This is a genomic window from Ginsengibacter hankyongi (assembly GCF_008710285.1).
Taxonomy (GTDB): domain Bacteria; phylum Bacteroidota; class Bacteroidia; order Chitinophagales; family Chitinophagaceae; genus Ginsengibacter; species Ginsengibacter hankyongi.
In genome coordinates, this window is sequence record NZ_VYQF01000001.1 from 587,703 (window position 1) to 612,609 (window position 24,907).

The following is a 24,907-nucleotide window of genomic DNA, read 5'->3' on the forward strand; positions in this document are numbered from 1 at the left end:
GGACTATGCAATTTCTTTAATTTCAGCAGCAATATCTCTCCTGTTCAACTGGGTATCTTCTTTTACAGGTTCTTTTTTTAATCGTATAGATTGTTCTAAATCCTTTGTTTTCTTCTCCAATATCGCAAGCGCTTCTATTACGCCATCAATAATCTGCTCCGGCCGGCTTCCGCATCCGCACACATATACATCCACCGGGATGTATTGATCTATCCCACCTTCACAATTATACATTCCCCTGAAAACACCGCCGGTACAGGCGCAGGCTCCACAACTAACTACAACCTTCGGTTCAGGCATTTGCGCATAAATTTCGACTAACCTTTCACGTGAGCGTTTTGTAACGGGACCGGTTACCAGCAAAACATCTGATTGTTTTGGATTGCCGGTATTGATTATACCAAAACGTTCTATGTCATATTTGGGAGCCAAACAGGCAAGTATTTCTATATCGCAACCATTGCAACTGCCTGCATTGTAATGCAGTATCCATGGCGATTTTTTTCTAAAAGAATTTAATTTCATAACTGCAGAAATAGAATGGTTATTAATAAATTAATGAAAGCAATGGGCAAAGCCACTACCAATGAAAATTTAAGCATCTGCTTATAATTTACTCTCGCTGAAGAATTATCAAGCCCATTAATAAAGAGAAAAACAAACAACACCAGGCCCATTCCCAACAAAGGATCATTAGCGCCGAAAAGATATGCCAATGTGTAGCAAAACACGCAATCCAGCCATTTAGCAATGTAAATCGCTTCATAAAAAATTCCGGAAAATTCAAGTTCAACACCGCCGGTAATCTCCTGGTGCCCTTCGGCAATATCAAACGGGGATTTTTTTAGTTTGATAGGCAACACCATCAATAATGCCACAAAAGCCAGTGGCATCTTGAATAACAGAGACGCGCCATAATTGAAAATGGAAGACGTATCAAAACTGCCAGTAAGCATAAAGGCAGAGACAGCAATTAATATTAAAACGGGTTCATAACAGAGAATGCTAATCGCAGTTCTGTTTGCCCCAAGATGACTAAAGATGGAGCGTGTGCTATACCCCGCCAAAATCAATAACGAGGTAGACAAAAGATGTAAAAAAATAACGAGGATTAAATCTCCTCCAAGTAATAAAACAGCCAGGGCAAACCATAAAGAAACAAAATGCATAATGCCCAGGAATGCATGTGTTGAATGAACAATCATCTTTCGTTTATCAGCGAGCTTTAAAAAATCGTAAAAGGGCTGCAACAGCGGCGGGCCAGTTCTTCTTTGCATACGAGCTTTAACGATTCTTTCGAAACCATAAACCAGGCCGCCTATAGCCGGGGCAAGGAGTATTAATAAAACCGGGATTAAAATATCTTTCATTATAATTTTTTCAGCCTTCTTAATTTTTATTCATCTTATACATTTCATTATAATATTGACACTACAATCAGTGTAATAAAAAATAAAATACCTATTACAGAAAAATAAGGTGTAGCCCTATCGGTAGCAAAATAGAATGATGAAAATGAATAGTTCGTTTTTTCGCCGCAGGCGTATTCCTTTACCCTGTCAACATTTTTAAAGCGTATAAACGTAGCCGTTATGATGGTTATCGGCAGCAGTAAAAAAGCAATCAGCAGCGGAACAACCGGCAACGCCATTGCCCCGACATGTAATTTCCATCCATAAATTGTTACTTCAATTGGCAAACTCAGCGTTTGAGAGGCAACCGGTACAAAATAATGGCTCATTAAAAACGGATAGCTTAAAACACTCAATATTATTAATCCCAACAAAATGGAGATAGTGGCGGAATACAAAGGCTTTGTTTTCTCAAACTTTACCCCATCATGATCTCCCGTTCGCGCAATTAAAAGACCAAGCACTTTAAAATATAATAAAGATAAAATGGCGCCACCACAGGCTATAGCCACTATTACAAAAGCGCCAAGCATTTTTTGGTTGATAGCAAGGACGCCCAAAGATTCAATACCAAACCATTTTCCCATAAAGGCACCAAACGGCGGAAGCAACAGCGACATAAACCCAATTGAAATTACCAATGAAGTGAAGGGTCCGGTTTCTGCCAACTTATCCATATCCGATGTTTGCTTAAAATGAAATATTCTTTCGAGTATGCCTGCATTTAAAAACAACATGCATTTTGATAAGCCATGAAAAAAAACGAGCGTTAACGCGGCAATTATGGTAACCGGCGTACCAACAGCGGCCATCATAATCATTAATGCAAGCAGGGCAATAGTTGAATGAGCCAGTATTCTTTTAAAATTATCTTGTGAAAGTGCACCGATAGCTGCAGCCACAAATACAAACCCAGTCATTGCAATTACTACAGACGCAACAGGTGTTCCTTTTAACGCTGGCGATAATCGCAAAATGATGAAAGGAGCAATTTTTACCATAGTAGACGAATGCAATAATGCGCTAACCGGCGTGGGCGCTACCATTGCTCCTAACAACCATTTGCTGAACGGCATCTGCGCTCCTTTAACCAATGCAGCCACACATAATAATGCAAGTGGCAGCAAGATACCCGGTACTGATGAGTGCGCCAGCAAATTGCTGAATGTGGCTGTTCCATAACCGTTGTGTATTATAAAAAATATAGCGCCTAGAATAGCAAGTCCGCCAATTTGATTCATCCACAACGCAGTGAGCGCATTCTTACCTGAGATTTCATCTTTTCTAAACCCAATAAATAAGAAAGAAGCCAGGGTAGTTAATTCAAAAAACAGGAAGAAGCACTCCATGTTATCCGAAGAAACAATGATATTCATAACGGCAATGAACCAAAATAAGATTGACAAAAAATATTTTTTACGAAAGGCACTGCAATCTTCCCCATCAATGTATTGCAAAGAAAATATAGAGATGATGCCGCTGATAACATTTATTAAAAGGAACATGAAGACGCTTAACTTGTCAACTGTAAACTGCGCCTGGTATTCTTCCGGAATAATTTTAAGGAGGTAGAGTAATGCCCCAAATTGTAAAACAGTAAGCAGCCCAACAAGCCAGCTTTTTTTACGAATGGCTACACTTCCAAAATACAGAAGCAACAAAATATCCGCAACAGACACAACCTCATTCATATAATGAGACACGCCGAAATGAAATGGTTCCTCTATACTTACCAGCAAATAAAATGATATAACAGATAAAATAGCAGCAGAAGCTATAACCAATATCCGTGACAGGTTTTTAGGCAGTATCAGTACCAAAACGCTGACAGCAACCGGAAGTATAAACAGGCTAATTATAAGTGCATACATGCCATAGAGTTTTCTATCTAAAAAGAAGTGCTATATTAAAGCAGAAACAATCTTAAAGAAATGATTACTATCAGTTGTAAACATGATTTACTCAACTTATTAACGGGATGGGCTTAAACGAAGAAGAAATTTCCAGCCACCGGATGAGGGATGATTTTAATCAATAGAATTTGTGATGCTTATCATTGCCTCGATACTAATTATATCTCAACTTGCATAGGCTTAAACATTGAATTAATACCTCTGAAATATTTCATCACTTGATTTAATATTTACAAAAATTATTATTCTGTTTGCTGAGTTATTTGCATAATGCAGTACATCGAAAGAATTATGTATAAAAAATCTAAAAATTAATTTATGTGTTTAGCAATACCCGGAAAAGTTATTTCGGTTGAATCGGAAGACCAGGAAATATTCCGCACAGGAAAAGTTTCTTTCGGCGGAATTATAAAACAGGTAAACTTAAGTATGGTGCCCGGTATAAATGTTGGTGAGTATGTGTTGGTTCATGTAGGAGTAGCCGTTGGCAAAATAGACGAGCAGGAAGCGATGTTGACGCTGGAGTATCTTGAACAAATGGGAGAAATGAATGACCTCAGCTCCATTGAAGAAAAGAAAACAATTCAACAAATTTATTAGATCAAATAAAAATAGGCTTGGCATTACCGTAGCGGTTAGACGCAAATTAGTTCTACTCAGACTATCAATTTATTTTCGATAGTTGGCAAAAAGCTTTTCGTAAAAACTATAAATGCCGACTCCAGGTTTTCCCCTGCATTTCTACTTAAAGAAGTCTCTAATTCCCAAGAATATCCGGCTATCGCCAGGGTGTAAGCTTTAGGATGCTTATTGTAAAGACTATTCGCCAGGTAAAGAATAGTTTCCGGACTTTGAATATGCGAAGAGAAAAAATAATGATTAGCAGCAGTACATGATTTTATTTCAAAACCATCTTCCAATTCTATATGTGATGCATCTGCAAAAATAACTGTATCATACGCCGAGATTAGCACCGCATCTTCTATTTGCAATTGATAGCGGTATTCGTAATCCATGAAATCAAAATTATAACGCTTAAGCATTTCCGTAATCTCCCACCCCAGCCCGTCATCGCCCCGGCCGCAGTTACCCATGCCAATAAATAAAATCTTGTTTGATCCGGAAGTTACCGGATCAATCCTTAAATCTTTCATCGATCAATTCTCCATGATGGTTATATAATTCAACTTTCAAAGCCATTTTACCTATTGCCTGGGTTGCACAGCTAAGGCAAGGATCGTAAGCCCTGATGGCGATTTCTACCTGGTTCAACATTCCATCGGTAATGGTGCCCTTGCGGCTGATTACATTATCAGCTACCCATCTTACCGCGTTATTCATCGCATCATTATTATGGGTTGTTGATACAATAAGGTTACAACGAATAATCATCCCCTTATCATCTACTTCATAGTGATGCGTGAGTGTGCCACGCGGCGCTTCAATTATTCCTATGCCCTTCAAACGTCCAACGCCTTTACGCACAAGGTCATCTCCCATCAACTCCGGGTCATGCAAAAGTGCTTTCATTTCTTCAGCGCAATGCAGCACTTCAATTAAACGTGCCCAGTGTGAAAATAAAGTGCTGTTGTTAACTCTTTTGCCCGTAAAAGCTATATACTCCTGCCGTGCTTCTTCCGCTAATGGTGTCGGAATAAAATCACATATATTTATCCGAGCAAGCGGCCCCACCCTGTTCCAGCCTTTTTCCCGTCCTATCTTTTTTAAGTACGGAAATTTCATATAAGACCATTTTGCTACTGCTTCTGAAAAATAATCCTGGTATACGTCTGTTGAAATATCATCCAGCGTAATATTACCTTCGCTATCGATAGCTCTCAATTTTCCATCATACAATTCCAAACCTCCGTTATCATTTACCGTACCGAGGTGACCGGATGGAAATGCTGCAAACTCATCCAAAAACTTTCTGTTCTTCTCATGATACTCTTTCATAAAATTTACCATAGACTGCGACCATTCTATCATCGTATCTACGTTTTCAATATTTTCCCCATCCAAAAAATATTCTCTTTCATCTTGCGTAAATGTTTTGTGTACCCCACCAGGCACCGCAAGAATACCATGAATCCTTTTTCCTGCTACTGCTTTGATAATTTCCTGGCCGAACTTTCTCATGGTGATTCCTTTAATAGCAAGCGCCCTGTTTTCAACAGCTACTGCTACAATATTTCTTTTTTCTACCGGGGCATCTACACCAAATAATAAATCAGGTGAAGCGAGATAGAAAAAATGAAGGGCATGTGATTGAAAAATCTGTCCATAATGCATCAAACGTCGAAGCTTAGACGCAGTTGGCGATAGCTCTTTTGGATCAACTCCAACTATCTGGTCGATGGCTTTAGCTGCAGCAAGATGATGACTAACCGGACAGATACCACAAAGCCTTTGAACTAACACAGGCGCCTCCCAATAAGGGTGTCCCTGGATAAATCTTTCAAAACCCCTGAACTCCACAATGTGAAAAAATGAATCTTCCACTTTCCCGTCCTCATCAAGATGTATAGTAACCCTGCCGTGGCCTTCCACTCTTGTCACAGGATCAATAGTTATTTTTCTGTTCATAATCGTTTTCAGTTAATCATATTTAAATTCAGAATAAAGAATGGAATACTCTTCACCCCACAAAATATTTTTTATGCTTTTCCAAATAATGTTCGCATCAGGCGGGCAACCCGGTATGTAATAATCTATCTTAACAATCTCATTACAGGCATAGACGCGGTCAAGAATCTTTGGCAGATCTTCATCATAAGGAACAATATTGTTACCGGGTTCATTGGTAAGGCAATTAAGATACGCTTCATCAAGACACTCACCAAGTGGAATGGAATTTCTCAAAGTAGGGAGGCCGCCCCATATCGAACATTCACCTATTGCAACCAACACATCACAGTTTTCCCTGAATTTTCTAAGTGTTTCTATATTTTCATCATTGCAACAACCGCCTTCAATGATACCAAGATGACATCGGGTTGTAAAATTTTTAAAATCAGTTAAAGGTGATTTATCAAATGAAACCAATTCGATCAAATCAAGAAGCTCTGCATCTATATCGAGCATGGACATGTGGCAGCCAAAGCAGCCAGCTAAAGAAACGGTTGCAATTCTTTTCTTAGTTATTTGAGATTCTTTATGTTTTGGTATTTCTTCACTATACTTTTTTTGTACAGATTGCATATCAAACTTTCTATTTCCAAATGGTTCAGCAATGCTTACTCCCCTAACTATGATAGCACCCGTTGGGCAAATTTTCATTGCATTGATAGCTTGTTCTTCCGTTAATTTGGCTTCCTGTTCGTAATCAACTCCTACGTACGTTTCATTACCCCTGTTTTGATAAGTAAATACTTTTTTACCTTCATCAGTAACCACATCCACAACGCATCTAAGGCATTTAATGCAACGGTTATGTTCCATTACCATCCTGGTTGGTTGAAAGTCGATAATGCGGTCTTTAAATAAATGCTGAAAACGCGTAGACGCAATTCCCAATTCATATCCCATGTGTTGCAGATCGCAGTTGCCGCTTTTTTCACAGGCCGGGCAGATATGATTTCCTTCAGCAAACATCATTTCTACCAATGCCTTTCTTGTGTCTTTTAATTCCGGATCATTCACTTCAACTTTAAGCCCTTCGCTAACTTTTTCTGTACAGGCCGGCCCAAATTTTCCATTTATTTTACAAGTACACACCCTGCAGGTTCCCAATGGGGGTTCTATGTGTTCAAAATAACATAGCGATGGAATAAAAATGCCATTCTCTTTTGCAACCTGCATAAGATTTTTACCTTCTTCAACAAGAAAATTTTTACCATCTATCGTGATATTAACCTTGCTTGCCATTATTTATATTTTATATTCTTCATAATCTTTAGTTGCCGCATTCATATCAAACTTCAGGTTAAGCCCGTCAAAATTCTTATCCAGCTTAGTTTCAAAATAATCATGAAATTTATCCATCGCCATGATCAAACTGCTGGTAGCCGTTTTACCAAGACCGCAACGGCTGGTATTTCTCATGATAGTTCCCCAGCTTTTTAATTCTTCAAGATCAGCCTCATTGGCCAGTCCGTTATCCAATCTTTCCAATTTTCTTTGTATGATAAAGCTGCCGGCACGGCATGGCGTGCAAATACCGCAAGACTCATTTTTAAAGAATTCAGAAAAATTCAGCAGTACTTTTACAAGGTCTCTTTGTTTATTGAAGATCATAAAAGATCCGCCGCAACGTATATCCTTTTGGCCGAGCAAATCGAGCATTGATATGCGTCGAAATTTTTCCTCAACCGAAATACATTCACCGGATGGGCCGCTCACCTGCATATAATAAGGATCATCCGCCTTGCACAATTGAAGTAATTCTTCTATGGTCATTCCCCATTCAATTTCGTATATACCTGGTAGTTGGCAATCACCGGAAACACTAATTAGTTTGGTACCGGGCGAACCGGCGATTCCTATCTTAATATATTGATCAGCGCTCATTTCAATTATTCGTGCAGCGGCGCAAAAAGTTTCTACGTTATTAATAATGGTAGGCTGTTGCAGGTACCCTCTTTCAACAGGGAAAAACCATTTGGTGCGTGGCTCTCCGCGCTTACCTTCCAATGATTCAAGCAATGCCGTTTCTTCGCCACATACGTAAGAACCGGCTCCCATTTGTATCCTTATATCAAAATCAAAATCGTTTATACCACCGCAATTTTTTCCTAGCAACCCTTTAGAACGATAATCGTTTATCGCCTCATCCAGTTTATTTTTCAGCCACCAGTACTCTCCTCTTAAATAAACAATCCCATAAGCAGCGCCAATTGTGTAGCCGCAAATAATCATCCCTTCTATTAGTGACTGCGCCTGTGTGTTCATCAGCACACGGTCTTTAAATGTTCCAGGCTCGCCTTCATCGGCGTTACACACAACATATTTGGGAGAGGCCGCCTGAACTTTTGCCGCATTCCATTTTTTCCAGGTAGGATAATATGCTCCGCCACGCCCGGCCAATTCCGATTTTTTTAATTCTTCGATTACGCCTAACGGTTGGATATCTGTTAATTTAGCAATTGCAGTTCCCGGAATAAATTCTTTGAAGAAAACAGACTTACCACTTGCGGGTGTATAGCGAATATTGTCAGCAGGTGCATCACAAATGGTTTCGGGGAGAACGCCATTTTTTAGCTTCGCAATAATATCCTTTACCCTACTAACGTTCAGGTTTATAAAAGGATAAAAATTAATTAATGCAGAAGGCTCCTGGTCGCTTAATCCAATGCACGGCGTAAGAAAAAGGCCGAATGTTCCTGTGCGGTCAACTGATTCAAACGTTGCGCTTGTTTCTCTTTCTAATGTTTCTTTAATGCGGTGAAACCCTTTTATATCAGCGATAATACTATTGTTGAGATAAATAGTGTACTTACCTGTTGGCTTGCGATGGAAAAAATGATAGAAGGAAACAACGCCTTCCACTTCAACTGCGGAAAGATTAAATAAATGCGCAAGCTCTTTTATATCATCATCATGAATGTATCCATTGCTCTTTTGTAATTCCCACAGTCTGTTAAGCATTTGTGTTTGGGAAGGATCCGGAATTCTTTTTTCAATACCGTTATTCATTATGGTTTGTTTGAAAATTTTATAAATACATTGCTGTTATTTGCAGTTAGTAAGAAATTGCTGGCATTGGTTGTATATAAAATTTCTCCCGCCAAAATTTTGCTATGAAATTTAAGGAGAAAAAATAAAAAGTATTGAATCAATTTTCTTCTTTTTAACCTTCAAAATTATTTATTAACCTCATTTTTTAACATGACGTATATCATATTACAGACCGAAGAAAATCATGCTTAATTAAAATCAGCAGATGTATTCCAACCTCTCTAAAAATACTTTTCATTATTTTGATATTAACTTCGCCTGGAAATTCTAACATGTAACGGCGGTTGAAAAAAGTATAAGACGCAGCAGGTACAAAGCCGACAATTATTCCCGGTTTTTCCTTTTAATTTATAACAATGACGGAGCGCAAAGTATTTAAAAAAGGCCTGAGATTAATGGGCAATCATTTTGAAATAAGCGTGGTATCCAACGATGAAGCTTGGGCCAACCTGCGCATCGATGAAGGAGTTCAGGAAATACAGCGTATTGAAAAATTGCTCACGACCTTTAATGAAGAAAGTGAAACAAGCCTTATCAACCGGTACGCAGGGATGGCGCCTGTTACAGTATCGCGGGAAACGTTTGATCTTATAGAAAGATCATTGCGTATTTCAAGGATAACGCAGGGATCGTTTGATATTTCCTATGGGTCAATAGATAAAAGATTGTGGAATTTTGATATAAATATGAAAGCATTGCCGGATAAAGAAACTGCGAAAAAAATGGTGCGCCGTATTAATTACAGGAATATTATTCTTAATGATGAAAATTGCACGGTATTTCTTAAAGAAAAAGGAATGAGGATTGGTTTTGGCGGAATCGGGAAAGGATATGCTGCTGAAAGAGCAAGGTACATTATGAAATTGTCTGGTGTTGAAAGCGGGATTGTTAATGCATCCGGCGATCTTACTACGTGGGGTTTGCAACCTGACGGCAAGCCGTGGACAATAGGCATTGCGAACCCAAATTCATCCAACGAATTGTTTTCTTACATTAATGTTACAAATATGGCAGTTGCCACTTCCGGTAATTATGAAAAATTTGTAATGATCGATGGCAAAAAATATTCTCATACTATCGACCCGAGAACAGGGTTGCCGGTATCCGGGATAAAAAGTGTGACTATTATTACGCTTAATGCTGAAATTGCAGATGCAATGGCAACGCCTGTTATGATAATGGGTATCAAAGCCGGGATGCACCTTATTAACCAAATGAAAGATATTGAAGCAATAGTGATCGATGATAACAATACAGTTTATGCATCGGACAATATCAGGTTCTCGTAAGGAATTTTTTGAACTTGTATCCATCTTTTAGCGTTGCCCCTATTGTATAATGTTAAACTAAAATAAAAATGTAACCGGTTTGGTTAAATATTAGCCAACGTATAATCCGTAACAATTTCTGGCTAAAAAATTGTTTACTCCACCAGCATTAGTTTCATTTTTTTCGATAAACAGAAATATTAGTTAATTAATAAGCTGTTGTGGCATCACAAGAGACATGCAAATTAATTTCGGTTTTTATTACTTGCTATCGAAGCACATTGAAACAAATTTGTTAAAAAAAAGTTACCATCAATTTTATAACCCAACCAAAATTTATAATCAGCATCTATAAATTATTAGTCTTAATTGTAACTCATGAATAAACTATTATTACTCGCTTTTAGTATTACCACAATGTCCTTTGCTAACTGGCAGCCGAATTTCGAAACGGCAAAAAAGATTGCCAAAGAAAAACATGAGCTCATTTTATTAAATTTTTCAGGATCTGATTGGTGTGGCCCTTGCATGCGACTGAGAAGAGAAATTTTGGATAATGAAGTTTTTACAAAAATGGCAGACACTTCTCTTGTAATGGTTAACGCTGATTTTCCAAGAAATAAAAAAAACCAGTTAGATGCGCAAACAAGGAAACAGAACGATGCTCTTGCGGATAAATATAACCCGGATGGAAAATTTCCATTTACACTTTTACTGAATGAAGATGGCAAAGTTTTAAAAACCTGGGATGGTTTTCCGGATGAAAGTGCACAACAATTTTCTGAAGAAGTGGGGAATATTTGTTACGCCAATAAATAAACATAAGTGCGTATCCTGATAATTAGTACAAATTGAACCTGCAAAACTAAAGGTTCAAATAAATTTTATATGAAATTACAAGCTCTGAAAAAAACATTTCTCGCACTGACAGGCGCTATAATTTTAGCATCCTGTGCTAACGTGAAAGAATACCAGAAAAGCAGGATCAACGATTCTGAAATGATTTTAGGCAATCGGAAGGTGGAAAAAAACGAACTCAATTTTCAATCTTACCGGGAAGGAGCATCAGGTGTCAATGGCGGCAAAACCGGCGGTGGCTGTGGTTGTAACTAATTCTTTGATATTTCATCCGTAAAAAAATTCATGAAAAAAATTTGCTTAACTCTTGTTGGTATTTACATGATGGTCTTGCATTCGTTTGGCCAATATCAACAAGATAAGGATACCACATTTTATGTTTCCAAGCCATTAAAAATTGATGAAATTAATCTTGTTTCAAGTTATTATAAACAAAATGGAGATCATTCGGCTGTTACCGGCGGAATTGGTACAGAAAAAGTAACTGATTTATCTAACGGGCTCGAAGTTAAATGGGTGGGATGGGACTATATGAATCGAAAACATACATTAACGGCGGGCCTTGGCATCGATCATCATACGTCTGCTTCCTCTGCGTATGTAAACAAATCAGGAGCGTCTAAAACCGGTGGCAGCCGCATTTATCCTTCCCTTAACTGGAACATGGAAAATGCAAAAAAAGGTACAGGAGTGGGGTTAGGAATTTATTTTTCAAAGGAATATAACTATACTTCATTTGGGCTAGACGCAGAAGTTTCTAAAAAGACAAAAAACAATGGCGAGTTCGGTGCAAAACTTAGAGGATATTTCGACCGTGTTAAATTAATTTACCCGTCAGAATTTGTTCAGGAAGTAACAGTAACATCGGCAAGCGGCGAAGAAAGCCGAAACCGGATTCCATCAAAGCCTCGTACAACTGGCACCTTGTCGTTATCCTTTTCACAGGTAATTAATAAAAGATTACAAGGTATAATTCTTGTTGATGGTGTTTATCAAAATGGTTACCTGGGTCTACCCTTTCACCGGGTTTATTTTAATAACGGCACAGAGGCCATTGAGACTCTTCCATCGAACAGGCTAAAATTACCAATTGGCGTTAGGCTTAATTATTTCCTCGGCGATAAAATTATTCTCCGATCGTATTACCGGTATTATATTGACAGTTGGGGATTGCAATCTCACACAGCAAGCCTTGAAGTTCCTGTGAAGATTACTCCTTTTGTTTCCGTAGCACCATTCTACAGATATTATACCCAAACGGCTGTAAAATATTTTGCGCCGTATGAAACACATACTTCCGCGGATCAATATTACACGAGCAACTATGCATTGTCTGCATTTAACAGCCAGTTCTACGGAGTTAATTTTCGGGTAGCACCGCCCAAAGGAATTACAAAAGGATTAAGTGCGCTTGAGTTGCGTTATGGACACTATTCTCAAACAACCAATCTTGTATCGAATGTGATATCAGTGAACTTTACATTTAAGTAAAGAATTATTCAAATAGTAATTCGATTGTCTAATTTCTGTAATTCTATCAGGGAAAAAAAATTATTGCGTTATTCAAGTATAGAAAAAATTATATACCGTTATTCAAAATAAATTAATCGTTTATTGTAACAACCAAAGGCTCCGCAATTATAACAGGTTCTGTTTTTTCTACTACCCGTCGATAAACATCCATATCTATCGCCTTTTCACTTTTAGCAATTATAACGGTTGCAATGGTGTTACCGATAAAATTAATAACTGCTCTTCCTTCGCTCATAAACCTATCGACACCTATTAACAATGCAAGCCCTTCTAACGGTATAACTTTTAAAGCGGTAAGTGTTGAAGCAAGAACTACGAAGCCGCTGCCGGTAACGCCCGCGGCGCCTTTACTGGTAAGGAGTAAAATTCCTATTATTATGAGTTGTTGTCCGATAGAAAGATCAATATGAAAAACCTGTGCAAGAAAAATAACACTCATACTTAAATAAATGGTTGTACCATCAAGATTAAAACTATAACCTGCCGGGATCACTAAACCCACCACTTCTTTTTCACAACCGGCATCGGTGAGCTTTTTCATAACAGAAGGCAGCACCGCTTCGCTGCTACTTGCTCCCAGCACAATCAAAATTTCCTCTTTTACATAACCTAACAACTTCCACAAACTAAATTTATAATAACGGCACACCATATTCAAAACAATAAAAACAAATAATATACTGGTAATATAAAAAGACACCAGGAGCTTTGCCAAAACACTTAACGTTGCAAATCCAAACTTTCCAATAGTATATGCCATTCCACCAAATGCCCCGATAGGGCTCAGCTTCATAATAATTTTTAAAATATTGAAAAACACCTTATTTATTTTTTCAAAATTTATGAGAAGACTGTTGCCTGCATCGCCCATCCATTTCAAACCAATAGCAAATAAAATACTGAAGAAAAGTACTTGTAAAATATCGCCTTTTGCAAACGCATCAACCAAATGCGAGGGAACTATGTGAGAAAAAAATTCGCCCCAATTAAAGGCATTCGCCTGTGCAGCAATATCAGCCACCTTGGTATCAGCGGCGGAAGAATAATTTACACCTGCCCCCGGCTTTATGATGTTAGCCGTGATAAGGCCTATTATAAGAGCAAGTGTTGTTACAATCTCAAAATAAATGATAGCCTTCCCTCCTATTCTTCCCACCTTCTTCATGTTACCAGCACCGGTAATGCCGGTAACTATCGTAAAAAAGATTACCGGCGCAATTACCATTGTAATCATGTTAATAAAAGTATCGCTGATAATTTTTGCTGTGGGTGCAAACGGAGGTAACTTCCAGCCCACAAGAACGCCGGCAACAATGCCTATCAAAACCTGCACGTATAGAACTCTTAAATACTTCATTCAGCTTTTTTTGCATCATAACCTTTAAGATCATGAATGTGTAAATTGATGAATAAGTTAAAAAGATTTTTGTAAAGAAAAAATTTTCTCTTGCCGCGTTGTTATTTTTGGGAAAAAACAATCGTATTGGCCATTTCAATTTCGTCCTGCGAAATCGTATGTGCCATGTCGTTATATAGCTTTTGCGAAACAACCGCGTTCATATTGCTTAAAACTTTTGTTGTTTCGTTAACCCTTTGCACCGGTACATGCGGATCGGGGTTGCTGCTCCCTATGAATATGGATGTTTTATTAAAATCGCCGGTATAATTTTCTGTACGAACTCTATCGCCAATCAGGCCACCCGTAAATGCCACAACACCGCCATATTTTAGGGCATTTCGTGCAACAAACTCCAGTGTTAAACAAGCGCCCTGCGAAAATCCAAGAAAATAAATATTTTCAAAACTAATCCCCTTTGTATTTATATCATTCACCAAATCTTTAATTAAGTTTAGGGCAGATGATAACCAAGGTTCATTTTGGGAAACAGGCGCCATAAAAGAATAAGGATACCATGTATTATTGGTCGCTTGGGGAGCAAGCAAAGCAAAATCTTTTACATTTAAATAATCAGCTAAAGAAATTATATCGCCCGCATTCGCACCACGCCCGTGAATCATGATTAAAACCTTCGAAGCTTCTTCGATCGGTTTACCTCCCGTAGTAATATTTTTTGTATGCAAATTATTTGGGTTGGTCAACATTTGTATTTATGAAATTTTGGGTTGATCTAATTTTGAAATTATATGGCTCGGCTTAGAAAGAAGCTTGTGTAACGGGCATGAATTTGCAATAACTTCTAACCTCTTAAGTTGCTCATCGTCTAAATTTCCTGTAAAGCTCAGTTGGCAAATAAAAGTATTTTCCACAGACGCTTTTTCAGTATTTCTTATTAAATCGACCGTTACTTTTATCTCAGTTACGTTCCACGCTTTTCTTTGCGCATACATGCGTAAAGTGATTGCTTTGCACGAAGCGAGCGCCGCACATAAATAGTCACCGGGGGCTGGCCCCAAATCTTCACCGCCTTTTTCTATTGGCTCATCTGCTAAAAGTTCGTGCTGGTTTATTGTAACATTCGACGTGTACTGGTTACCGTTATTAATAACCTCGGCGGTCGCAATCACTTTGTCCATGTTATATTTTTAAAAGTCAGCTTAGGCCGCTTTCTTAATTTTCCTTTTCTTCAATGCATCACTAATAAACCGGCTTAACGATTTTGAAGTAATATTCCCTTCAAATTTTTCGCCATTAATAAAGAATGCAGGTACATCTCTTACGCCGAGATCTATACCATGTTTTAGATCATCCTGCACAAACCATCCATATTTACTATTGATTAAATCATTTAAAAAAGATTTGCTGGTAACACCAACTTCTTTTGCATACGATTTAAGCGTAATAGTTCCCAGGTGCCTACGGTTCTTTAAAAGTGTTTCATGCATTTCCAAAAACTTTCCTTCCTGCGCCGCGCCAATAGCAGCTTCCGCAGCTTTGTGCGCCCGTTGATGAATCTTCACCAATGGGAAATGACGAAAATTAAAATTTATTTTTCCGCTAAAAGTTTGCATCACTTCTTTTACGATCTCATGCGCCTGCACGCATTTCTCGCTTTCATAATCTATAAATTCAGTTATTGTAACCGGTGCGTCTACATTACCAATTATTATATCTTTCGGCTCTATTACCGGTATTTCTTCTTTCTTATACATACATCATGTTTTTTTATTTTTCCATATATCACTATATTCATCGGGATGCAGTGAAAACTGCGCATGAACATAAGGGCAAAGCGCAATAACCTTTAAATCACTTTTCCTTGCATAATCAGCCATTGACGTGAGTAATTTTTTTGCTAATCCTCTTCCTTCTGCTTTGGGCAGCACTTCTGTATGATAAACTGTAAGTTCGTTTCCAGACACGTCTATCGTCATTTCCGCAATCTTATGCTCTCCCTCATTAATATAAAAATATCCGCTGCCATTCTTATTCAAATTCAGTTCTACATCGTCCATCAATTATTATTTACATTTAAACCTATACGGATTTTCAAGCAAGCACCGGCAACACTTTCTCAATTTCTTTTCTTGATGCTTCGTATTGCTTTGGCAGCTTTAAATGAGTTCCCAATTCATTCAAAGGTTCATCTCTTGTAAAGCCCGGGTTATCTGTTGCCAGCTCAAACAATACACCGCCTGGTTCACGGAAATATAAAGAGAAGAAATAATCGCGATCAATTTTTGGGGTAATGTTTAACCCAAAACTTTCAATTTTTTCGCGGTAATTCATCAATATATTATCGTCCTTCACCCTGAAAGCCACATGATGATTGGTTCCTGCAGCATTTAGGCCATGAGCTAAACCCGGCGCTTCAATTATATCAACTATTGCCGCATTGTCAATTGCGTCGGTAATAAAACGGTATTGGTTTCCTTCCTGCTTTAATAATTTATACCCTAAGATATCAGTTAAAATTTTTGCGGTAGGCGCAACATTTCTAAGCGTTAATGTAACACTATGAAACCCTCTTGTTGCAACACCTGCATTTACTTCGGAGGTCTGCCAGGGCTGTCTTTCATCAGGAGTTAACGAGGTAATTAATTTAATCTTTAACCCATCCGGATCGCTAAAAGAAACATATTGTTCGTCAAACATTTCCCGGGTGCTATCGTGCGTTACATTATATTGTTTAAAACGTTTCGTCCAGAAATCAAGGCTGTCTAACGGTACAGAATACCCGATTTCTGTCGCCATGCCGGTACCGATATGCCCCCGCCGCATTCCTTCCCACGGAAAGAAAGTAAGCACACTTCCCGGAGTTCCTTTTTCGTCGCCAAAATAAAAGTGATACGTTCCGGGATCATCAAAATTTACCGTCTTCTTCACCAACCGCAACCCCAGAATTTTTGTATAAAATTCCAGGGTTCTTTTGGCGTTTCCGGCTATGGCCGTTATATGATGCAGCCCTAATATTCTGTCTTCCATCTTTTTTAATTAAACTTATTATGCTAATTGTTCTTCTTCCACTAATGCTTCTACCTGTTTTACTAATTGAATTTCCGCATTTATTTTCACTTCATCACCTAAAACTACATTGCCCGTTTCAGTAACAGCGCCCCAGCTTAATCCAAATTCTTTACGGCTTATTTTACCGGTAACAGTAAAACCCGCTTTCGTTTGTCCGTAAGGGTCTTTTGCAACTCCGCCAAATTCCACCTTTAATGTTACAGGTTTTGTTATACCATGCATAGTTAACTCGCCACTGATTGTTCCTTCACCATCAATTACCTCATATTTCTTTCCGGTAAATTTTAATTGCGGGTATTGCTCAGCATTAAAAAAATCTGCAGATTTAAGATGACCGTCACGTTGCTCATTATTGGTATCAACCGATTCAACATCGGCGGTAAACTCAATATTTTTAGCCGTATTAAAATCATCTGTTCCGGTTTCTGCCACTACGTTAAATTTCTTAAACTGCCCGGTAACCGTTGAGATCATCAGGTGTTTGATTTTAAAAACTACTTCACTGTGGATTGGGTCCAGCGCCCATTTAATGTTTGTCATTTTTTTTATTTTATTTGTTTATGTTTAAAATTTATTATTACTTAATTCGTCTACTGTCTCAGCCTGTTTTGAATTGTTAAGAATTTCTAAAACTTCCTTTACTGCATTTTCGTCTTTACCGTGCAGCCATATTGTATTAGTAACTGCCAATGCATTGACTATTTTAGAATACTTCAATTTATTTTGAAGTGCATCACTTTCAAATTGGTTTTTACCTTGCGAAAAGCTTACCACAATCTTTTGTACTGACACTTCCCGTATTAATTCTCCCACTGCTTTTTCTTCTTCCTGTGGAATGTTAAGAATAATGATATCAGCTTCCCAACATCCGTCTTTCATGCAATCAACTATCTCAAATTCCGGGCCTGTATGTGCAGATTGTAACGAAACAGATAATTGTTCAAACTGATTCGGGTATTTCGACAATAAAAGCAAATGATAATTTGCAATAGAAATATTCTTTACAACTACTGTTGCTCTTTCATTTGTAGAAGCAATAACTGCTATCGTTTTTTTTTCGGCCATAACTCCTCTTTTTTGCTACCACAAAGCTACGGCCATGCGAAGGAGTGCTCCATTGCGATAGGATAATAAATTACATTGATCTATGTCAACAAAATTATTTGCGGGCGGCCATTTGGCTGCGGATGCGGCTGAGTGTTTCGCGTGTAATACCAAGGTAGGAAGCAATCATGTGTTGAGGAACACGCTGAAGGCAACCGGGAAAATTATTAACGAGGTTGGTGTATTTTTCTTCTGCGGTTTCGCTTAACGTTCCCATTAATCTTCTTTGCGTAGCTATTAAATTATTTTGAATAAGAATGCGAAAATATCTTTCAAATGCAGGAACTTTTTCAAGCAATAAATCCATCGAAGGTTTAGAAATTAATAATAACTCGCATTCTTCTAATGCTTCTATATTAAACAAAGAGGGCTTTTCAGTAAGAAAGCTATAGATATCGCCTATCCACCAACCTTCAAAAGCAAACTGTAGTATATGCTCTGTTCCTCTATTATCGATAGTGAACGATCTTAATAAACCCTTAGATACAAAAGTGTTGTATTTACAAACATCTCCTTCCTGCAGCAGGTATTGTTTTTTTCTTAATTTCTTTGGCAGAAAAAGCGTTTTACAAAAATTAAATTCCGTCTCAGAAATAGTAATTAGTTCAGTAATTTTTTTATAAAAAAGTTCGTACATGAAATTTATTAAAGAAGCAAAGTAAAGAATTAATAGTGTTTTTACAGTCAGAATATTTACAGGTAAAAATGCAACACATTTTATATTGATTGGTTGATCTATTTCACAAAAAAAGCTACCTTTTAATGCTAACCGTTTTACCCGGCAAGAGATTTTACTAAGGGTATTTTTTTCATTAGTACAATCAAAGTGCAAGAAATACCGACGGTTGCAAAAGTAATTATTGGTATGCTTAACAGCGGATGAATAAAAACAAAACTGAGTCCGCACCACAAAAAGATATTGAGAATAAGAAGGTGCGATAAGTAAATGCCATAGCTGTGTTCGCAGATTAAATCAATCACTTTGCGTAATAAAGGCCGAACAAAATATTGCTCGTTTTTAAAAAACAAATACATACAGAAAGCCATCAGCAAAACATTGAGTGAAAGATTATCCATAAACACCTCGTTGTTTTCATTACCACTAATAGAAATGAAATAAGTTCGAAGAGCAGTATATAAAAATGCAGCCGCGAAAAAAACGATCAACCATACACCATTTATTTTTCTTGGGGCCTTAAAAAGATAATTGCCCAAAATAAGATACCCTAAATAACCACTAAAATAACTAAAGTCAAAACTTGTGTCGTAATGGTCTAAATACGGATTAAGGAAGAGCAAGATTACCCATATCGAAAGAAAATAAATGTATTCTTTTTCCACGGCTGCTCTTGTCCACTTCGATATGAATGGAAAAGTAAGATACAGGCATACGATAATATAGACATACCACATATGCGAAGCTGTGCCACTTAATAATTGTTTAAGGATAAACGAAAATAATTGAGCTACCGTTTTATGTGGATCCATCAGATCATTCCATGAAAAAAAGAATAGATATACGACGCTCCAAAAAAGAAAAGGTAATATAATCCTGAGAAACATTTTACGAAAAAAATTCCCCATTCTTCCATCATAGTGCTCAAGGGCAAAAGAACCACTCAGCATTATAAATACAGGCACACACCACCTCATTGCCGAATCAAAAAATACACTTGTGAAAAAATAAGATTTGGGAATGGCCGGGTATTGGAGCGACACGGTAGCAGCCACGTGAAGCACAATCACACCAATGGTTGCAAATGCTCTTAAATCGTTCGCCCATGGTAATTTCCCTGGTTTCATAATTTTTTTTGGCTTTGTATTTTTTAATTGGATTCTTTTCGTAAAGTACAAGTAATGTCAAGACCCAACATGTATTTTCCTTAGGGAGTAATTGATTTTAATAATGTTTCCTGAATGCACTTTACCCGTCTGAATAAATTTTGTCAGCATATAATTATAAAATATTTCCTACCATCTCAACCGATTAAATCCATATTTAATGAATGTAATTAATATTTATAAACTCATCAAGGTATTAGAGCAATTTATTAAAAAGTGAGGTCCTTCTAAAGTTGATCGAATATTGTTCAACATCATTATCTAGCCCCGGTATCCTCGTAATTTTTGTCATTATCGTGATTGTATGTCAATCATATATTTTGATGATCATAGTCATTTCCCCGAAAAAACCCCGCTGCTAATTTCACATCGTCATTTATTGCATTTGTTCATCTCATTTAAAAATAAAAAATATGCATGCTCATAGAATTTCAAAAGTTGACTGGCTCGATATCCTTTTCGCAGGAAGGAATAAAGAGTACGGCGCTTATGAATTAAGAAAGACGTACAACAAACGAATTATGGCTGCGCTCATAGTTACCCTGATATCAATGTCTGTAATATTTCTTATATCTGTCATTACTGAACGGCTTACCAAAAAAGATGAAAACACAATGATACAGGTAAGAGACATCTCGCTGACAGAGCCCATAAAACATGAAGAACCGCCACCACCCCCGCCGCCTAAGCCAAAAACGATGCCGTTACCACCCGTGGCAACCATCGCGTTTACACCGCCGAAAGTTGTAAAAGATGAAGAGGTAATGAAACCACCACCAGAAGTAAAGGAAATTGAAGAGGCTAAAGTTGATGTAAAAACTGTTGAGGGAACAAAAGATTTAGGCATAATTGCAGCACCAATAGTGAGCAAGGGAACCCAGGTTACGGCGGCACCTGTTGAGAGAAAAGATGATGAAGATAAAATATTTACGATAGTTGAAATAGATGCTGCTTTCCCCGGCGGGCCTTCGGCCTGGACTAAATATGTGCAAAAAGCTATAGAGGCTAACCTTGACGAATTTACAGAGGCCGACTATGGGACATGTATGGTAAAATTTATCGTGGATAAAACAGGTAAGGTAAGTAAGGTAGAAGCCGTTACAATGAAAGGTAGCAAACTTGCTGAAGTGGCAACGAACATAATAAGAAAGGGCCCCAACTGGATACCCGCAGAACAAAACGGAAGGCAGGTAAACGCTTACAGGCTGCAACCGGTGATTCTTAAAGACCCCGGTTAACTGTTAGCTTAGCTAATGTTTATCACTACCAGGTTTTCTCAATAAATTTGAGAGTGCTCACAGGTGAAAATTTAAAACCATAATCCACACCTGTAAAGAATTGAATGCAGTTAATTTTGCTAAATAAAAGCTTTCAATATGGGTGTTATCATGCAGGCCTTTTACTGGGATTGTCCCAAGCTGGAAAACAAAGAATTTGAATGGTGGAATTTTATAACAGGAAAAATAAAAACGTTAAGCGACGCGGGCTTTACAGCACTTTGGTTACCTCCTGCCTGTAAAGCGGCCAACATGGGTGGAATGTCTATGGGCTACGATCCTTATGATTATTATGACCTTGGCGAAGTTGACCAGAAAGGCTCTGTCCCTACATGGTTCGGCACAAGAACTCAACTTGAAAAATTAATTCAGGAAATACATACTAACGGCATGCAGGTATACGCCGATATGGTACTAAACCATACTAACGGCGCTGATGCAGAAGAAGTCAATGAGCTTGACGGGCAAAAGAGATGGACGAAATACAATCCAGGGAGCGGAAAATTTCCGCGTGACTGGAAGTGTTATCATCCCTCTTATTTTGAACGCTGGGATGATGAAGTTTTTGAAGGAATGCCCGATTTGTGTCACCGCAATCCTTATGTCTATTCCGAATTAACTGAATACAGCCGGTGGCTTATTGAAGATATCGGTTTTGACGGATTGCGGTACGACTTTGTAAAAGGTTATGGCACGTGGATCATTACGGCCATACTGGAACGCCTATACGAAAAAGATAATAAAATAAATTTTTTCCCATTTGGCGTGGGCGAATATTGGGATACAGACACATATATCACCCAATGGTTAAAGGAAACTAATGCATTTACTGATAACCCGGTAAGTGCTTTTGATTTTCCACTTCGCGGCAGGCTTAAAGATCTTTGCGATACTTATGGGTTTAGTTTAAAAACACTCACACAACCGGGTACTCTTGTTACTGATAATCTTGCACATTGGGCGGTAACTTTTATTGAAAATCATGACATCGTTCGCACCGACCCTATATATAATGACAAAATGCTTGCCTATGCCTATATTCTTACCCACGAAGGCTATCCATGCATATTCTGGCAGGATTATTACAACTATGATCTTGCAGAAGAAGGGTTAACCAGCGGCATAGCTGCGCTGATAAAAGTGCATGAGCAAAATGCGGGTGGTGCCACAGATATTCTTTATTGTGATGACGACCTGTACATCATGCAGCGCCGCGGAACCAACAAGCAAAAAGGATTAATTTTTGTATTAAATAATGCAGCAAGATGGAACGGCCGGCTTGTATCTACTCAATGGGCAAGCACGCATTTTACTCCCCAGGCATGGCGCGGAAAAGATAATATCGATGTACCGTTAGAGAAATATACTGATGGCTCAGGGGCGTCTGAATTTTGGGCACCACCAAGAGGCTACGTCGTTTATACTCCTCAGGATGCTTAAATAATGCCATTATACATTCAGCAAAGCTCTTTGCGTGTGGCATTCGATAACCTAATTAGTTAATCATTAAATTGTTTTATAAGAATAAAGCGCTTTTTATTAATGGGTGAAATATTTATTCTTTATCCCTTCCTTGAAATGGCTCTAATTCCTATTGCTGATGAATTAATTATATTTAGCAAATAGTTATTATTATAGTAAACCCAACGGCCTTTATGCACATGCTAATCGATAACTGTGCATAGTGATTCTTTACTTTTTAATAAATAAATTTTGAAATATATAACCCGTACAGTTTGGATCTTATCAATAGTGAGTTTACTTACAGACACGGCTAGTGAAATGCTCTACCCTATAATGCCGGTTTATTTGCGATCAATTGGCTTTTCAATTTTGCTCATTGGAATTCTTGAAGGCGTTGCGGAAGCAACAGCAGGGCTGAGTAAAGGATATTTTGGTAAACTTTCCGATTCATCGGGTAAACGGGTTCCACTTGTGAAAATTGGTTACGCATTCAGTGCTATATCCAAACCAATGATGGCATTTTTTGTTTACCCTCTTTGGATTTTTTTTAGCCGCACGATAGACCGTTTTGGAAAAGGTATAAGAACCGGTGCAAGAGATGCAATTCTGTCGGATGAGGCAACTCCACAAACAAAGGGAAAAGTCTTTGGGTTTCATCGTTCGATGGACACGGTGGGCGCCGTTATTGGCCCCTCCTTAGCATTATTATATTTATATTTTCATCCGAAACAATACAAGACACTTTTCTTTATCGCATTTATTCCCGGGCTCCTGGCTGTATGGGCTTCTTTTTATTTAAAAGATAAAAGAGCTTTAAAAAATAGTAGCCAAATAAAAACACAAATATCTTTTTTTTCTTTTCTAAAATATTGGAAAATCAGCCCTCCAGTGTATCGTAGAGTAGTTACCGGCCTTCTCATTTTTACACTCTTTAACAGCTCCGATGTTTTTTTGCTTTTGAAGGCTAAACAAGGCGGATTTGATGACACCTCAATAATTGGCGTTTATATTTTTTACAACCTAATTTATGCGTTATTTTCTTTTCCAATTGGCATACTTGCAGATAAGGTTGGGCTAAAAACAATTTTCATTTCGGGCCTTGCTTTATTTGCTGTCGTTTACTTTGGAATGTCAGTAAATAATAATCTTTATTTCTTCTTTGGTTTATTCTTTCTATACGGAATTTATGCATCTGCCACAGAAGGAATATCCAAAGCATGGATTTCAAACATCACCAATAAAAAAGACACGGCAACAGCCATCGGAACATTTTCAGGACTTCAAAGCATATGCTCTATGCTTGCGAGTTCGCTAACCGGCCTCGTTTGGTTTAATTTTGGTGCATCCGCCGCGTTTATTATAACCGGCATTGCAACCTTATTTGTAATAATTTATTTCCTGTCAATAACCCCAGCAGGCGAAAAGTCATTTTAAACCGCACATCTGTTACGTTCAATTTTATTTACACTTCTAATCATTCATATAAATGATTAAGATCATCAATAATTTATTACGTTCACAGTAAATTGAACTCCAGTGACTTTTGTGTATGAGTGAAAATAAAGATGAAGGTACTGTTTGAAAAAGATGTACACGTTACCGTTAGTCTTTTCGTTATGATTTCATTTAGCGAGAACAACGTTTTATAAACTTTAAAACAATTTTATTATGGAATATTATTTTAGCAGAACCGTTCCTGCATCTTTTGACGATGCCGTAAAAAATGTAACTGAAGCGCTAAAAACAGAGGGTTTTGGCATTCTTACTGAAATTGATATGAAAGCAACGCTGAAGAAAAAGCTGGATGTAGATTTCTATAATTACAAAATATTAGGAGCCTGCAACCCGCCATTTGCCTATAAAGCCTTACAGGCCGAAGATAAGATCGGAACGATGCTCCCCTGCAATGTAATCGTGCAGGAAAAGGATGCAGGCGTGGTTGAAATTGCAATTATTGACCCGGTAGCCTCAATGACAGCGATAGAAAACGATGAGTTGCATGAAATTGCTGCGGAAATCGGCGCACGGTTACGGAGGGTAATTGACAAGATATAATTCAATTTTTTTAAAAGTGCATATTAACTGGGAAGAAGTAAGTCGGGTTATTAGAAAAAAGCTTTCACGAATCACGTGT

General features: G+C 37.9%; 26 protein-coding genes. 9 read left to right on the top strand and 17 right to left on the bottom strand.

The features are described 5' to 3' along the window. Positions 1–3: 3 nt before the first annotated feature. The 3 genes from FW778_RS02500 to FW778_RS02510 are packed head-to-tail and all read right to left on the bottom strand — an operon-like array spanning position 4 to position 3,283. Positions 4–525: an NADH-quinone oxidoreductase subunit B family protein gene (locus tag FW778_RS02500; RefSeq protein ID WP_150413016.1), complete on the bottom strand. Its 522-nt coding sequence runs from the start codon at positions 523–525 to the stop codon at positions 4–6. Next, a complete protein-coding gene (locus FW778_RS02505; protein ID WP_150413017.1) occupies positions 522–1,370 on the bottom strand; it encodes a complex I subunit 1 family protein in 849 nt (282 codons plus the stop codon). The genes FW778_RS02500 and FW778_RS02505 overlap by 4 nt, the downstream gene beginning before the upstream one ends. Before the next feature lie 47 nt (positions 1,371–1,417). Continuing rightward, a complete protein-coding gene (locus FW778_RS02510) occupies positions 1,418–3,283 on the bottom strand; it encodes a proton-conducting transporter transmembrane domain-containing protein (protein ID WP_150413018.1) in 1,866 nt (621 codons plus the stop codon). Between the two features lie 360 nt (positions 3,284–3,643). Here FW778_RS02510 and FW778_RS02515 point away from each other — a divergent pair, with 360 nt between their 5' ends. Further along, positions 3,644–3,925 (top strand): HypC/HybG/HupF family hydrogenase formation chaperone, encoded by a 282-nt coding sequence (locus FW778_RS02515; protein ID WP_150413019.1) that lies wholly within the window; start codon positions 3,644–3,646, stop codon positions 3,923–3,925. Between the two features lie 56 nt (positions 3,926–3,981). Here the strand turns inward: FW778_RS02515 and FW778_RS02520 are convergent, their stop codons facing one another. Genes FW778_RS02520 through FW778_RS02535 form a run of 4 tightly spaced genes read right to left on the bottom strand, consistent with a single transcriptional unit; the run spans position 3,982 to position 8,959 of the window. Next, positions 3,982–4,479 (bottom strand): hypothetical protein, encoded by a 498-nt coding sequence (locus tag FW778_RS02520; protein ID WP_150413020.1) that lies wholly within the window; start codon positions 4,477–4,479, stop codon positions 3,982–3,984. Then, complete coding sequence (locus FW778_RS02525) at positions 4,460–5,911, bottom strand: Ni/Fe hydrogenase subunit alpha (RefSeq protein WP_150413021.1); 1,452 nt, start codon at positions 5,909–5,911, stop codon at positions 4,460–4,462. Before FW778_RS02525 ends, FW778_RS02520 begins: the two co-directional genes overlap by 20 nt. Positions 5,912–5,923: 12 nt before the next feature. Beyond that, the gene (locus FW778_RS02530; protein ID WP_150413022.1) at positions 5,924–7,192 is read right to left on the bottom strand and encodes an NADH-quinone oxidoreductase subunit B family protein; all 1,269 of its coding nucleotides are present in this window, start codon (positions 7,190–7,192) and stop codon (positions 5,924–5,926) included. Between the two features lie 3 nt (positions 7,193–7,195). Beyond that, positions 7,196–8,959 carry an NAD(P)H-dependent oxidoreductase subunit E gene (locus FW778_RS02535; RefSeq protein WP_150413023.1) on the bottom strand — a complete coding sequence of 588 codons (1,764 nt, stop codon included), beginning with the start codon at positions 8,957–8,959 and terminating at the stop codon, positions 7,196–7,198. A 398-nt stretch (positions 8,960–9,357) separates the two neighbouring features. On the opposite strand from FW778_RS02535, the gene FW778_RS02540 reads away from it, so the two are divergent. The 4 genes from FW778_RS02540 (at position 9,358) to FW778_RS02555 (ending at position 12,618) form a co-directional block, all read left to right on the top strand. Continuing rightward, positions 9,358–10,290, top strand: coding sequence for an FAD:protein FMN transferase (locus tag FW778_RS02540; protein ID WP_150413024.1), 933 nt, complete (start codon positions 9,358–9,360; stop codon positions 10,288–10,290). 357 nt (positions 10,291–10,647) lie between these two features. Beyond that, complete coding sequence (locus FW778_RS02545; protein WP_150413025.1) at positions 10,648–11,088, top strand: thioredoxin family protein; 441 nt, start codon at positions 10,648–10,650, stop codon at positions 11,086–11,088. Positions 11,089–11,157: 69 nt separating this feature from the next. Further along, complete coding sequence (locus tag FW778_RS02550) at positions 11,158–11,382, top strand: DUF4266 domain-containing protein (RefSeq protein WP_150413026.1); 225 nt, start codon at positions 11,158–11,160, stop codon at positions 11,380–11,382. Between the two features lie 30 nt (positions 11,383–11,412). After that, positions 11,413–12,618: a DUF3570 domain-containing protein gene (locus tag FW778_RS02555; protein WP_150413027.1), complete on the top strand. Its 1,206-nt coding sequence runs from the start codon at positions 11,413–11,415 to the stop codon at positions 12,616–12,618. Between the two features lie 112 nt (positions 12,619–12,730). Here the strand turns inward: FW778_RS02555 and dctA are convergent, their stop codons facing one another. The 10 genes from dctA to FW778_RS02605 all read right to left on the bottom strand — a co-directional run bounded on the left by dctA (position 12,731) and on the right by FW778_RS02605 (position 19,993). Continuing rightward, a complete protein-coding gene (gene dctA / locus FW778_RS02560) occupies positions 12,731–14,017 on the bottom strand; it encodes a C4-dicarboxylate transporter DctA (RefSeq protein WP_150413028.1) in 1,287 nt (428 codons plus the stop codon). Between the two features lie 101 nt (positions 14,018–14,118). Beyond that, positions 14,119–14,763, bottom strand: a complete 645-nt coding sequence (locus tag FW778_RS02565; RefSeq protein WP_235906007.1) for an alpha/beta hydrolase — start codon at positions 14,761–14,763, stop codon at positions 14,119–14,121. Positions 14,764–14,769: 6 nt separating this feature from the next. After that, on the bottom strand, positions 14,770–15,195 hold the full coding sequence (locus FW778_RS02570) for an OsmC family protein (RefSeq protein WP_150413029.1): 426 nt from the start codon (positions 15,193–15,195) through the stop codon (positions 14,770–14,772). Between the two features lie 21 nt (positions 15,196–15,216). After that, positions 15,217–15,771, bottom strand: a complete 555-nt coding sequence (locus FW778_RS02575; RefSeq protein ID WP_150413030.1) for a DsbA family protein — start codon at positions 15,769–15,771, stop codon at positions 15,217–15,219. Positions 15,772–15,774: 3 nt separating this feature from the next. Continuing rightward, positions 15,775–16,074: a GNAT family N-acetyltransferase gene (locus FW778_RS02580; RefSeq protein ID WP_150413031.1), complete on the bottom strand. Its 300-nt coding sequence runs from the start codon at positions 16,072–16,074 to the stop codon at positions 15,775–15,777. Between the two features lie 34 nt (positions 16,075–16,108). Next, a complete protein-coding gene (locus FW778_RS02585) occupies positions 16,109–17,044 on the bottom strand; it encodes a ring-cleaving dioxygenase (protein WP_150413032.1) in 936 nt (311 codons plus the stop codon). Positions 17,045–17,062: 18 nt separating this feature from the next. Beyond that, positions 17,063–17,626, bottom strand: a complete 564-nt coding sequence (locus FW778_RS02590) for a YceI family protein (RefSeq protein ID WP_150413033.1) — start codon at positions 17,624–17,626, stop codon at positions 17,063–17,065. Positions 17,627–17,650: 24 nt separating this feature from the next. Then, complete coding sequence (locus FW778_RS02595) at positions 17,651–18,151, bottom strand: hypothetical protein (protein WP_150413034.1); 501 nt, start codon at positions 18,149–18,151, stop codon at positions 17,651–17,653. A gap of 94 nt (positions 18,152–18,245) precedes the next feature. Beyond that, positions 18,246–18,827 carry a Crp/Fnr family transcriptional regulator gene (locus FW778_RS02600; RefSeq protein WP_150413035.1) on the bottom strand — a complete coding sequence of 194 codons (582 nt, stop codon included), beginning with the start codon at positions 18,825–18,827 and terminating at the stop codon, positions 18,246–18,248. Positions 18,828–18,964: 137 nt separating this feature from the next. Next, the gene (locus tag FW778_RS02605; protein WP_150413036.1) at positions 18,965–19,993 is read right to left on the bottom strand and encodes an acyltransferase; all 1,029 of its coding nucleotides are present in this window, start codon (positions 19,991–19,993) and stop codon (positions 18,965–18,967) included. Between the two features lie 452 nt (positions 19,994–20,445). Between FW778_RS02605 and FW778_RS02610 the strand changes: the two genes are divergently transcribed. From FW778_RS02610 to FW778_RS02625, 4 genes are all read left to right on the top strand, one after another. Continuing rightward, on the top strand, positions 20,446–21,270 hold the full coding sequence (locus FW778_RS02610) for an energy transducer TonB (RefSeq protein ID WP_150413037.1): 825 nt from the start codon (positions 20,446–20,448) through the stop codon (positions 21,268–21,270). A 138-nt stretch (positions 21,271–21,408) separates the two neighbouring features. Next, positions 21,409–22,749 (top strand): alpha-amylase domain-containing protein, encoded by a 1,341-nt coding sequence (locus FW778_RS02615; RefSeq protein WP_150413038.1) that lies wholly within the window; start codon positions 21,409–21,411, stop codon positions 22,747–22,749. A gap of 273 nt (positions 22,750–23,022) precedes the next feature. Next, positions 23,023–24,207, top strand: a complete 1,185-nt coding sequence (locus FW778_RS02620) for an MFS transporter (RefSeq protein ID WP_150413039.1) — start codon at positions 23,023–23,025, stop codon at positions 24,205–24,207. A 234-nt stretch (positions 24,208–24,441) separates the two neighbouring features. Next, positions 24,442–24,828, top strand: coding sequence for a DUF302 domain-containing protein (locus tag FW778_RS02625; protein ID WP_150413040.1), 387 nt, complete (start codon positions 24,442–24,444; stop codon positions 24,826–24,828). Positions 24,829–24,907: the final 79 nt, after the last annotated feature.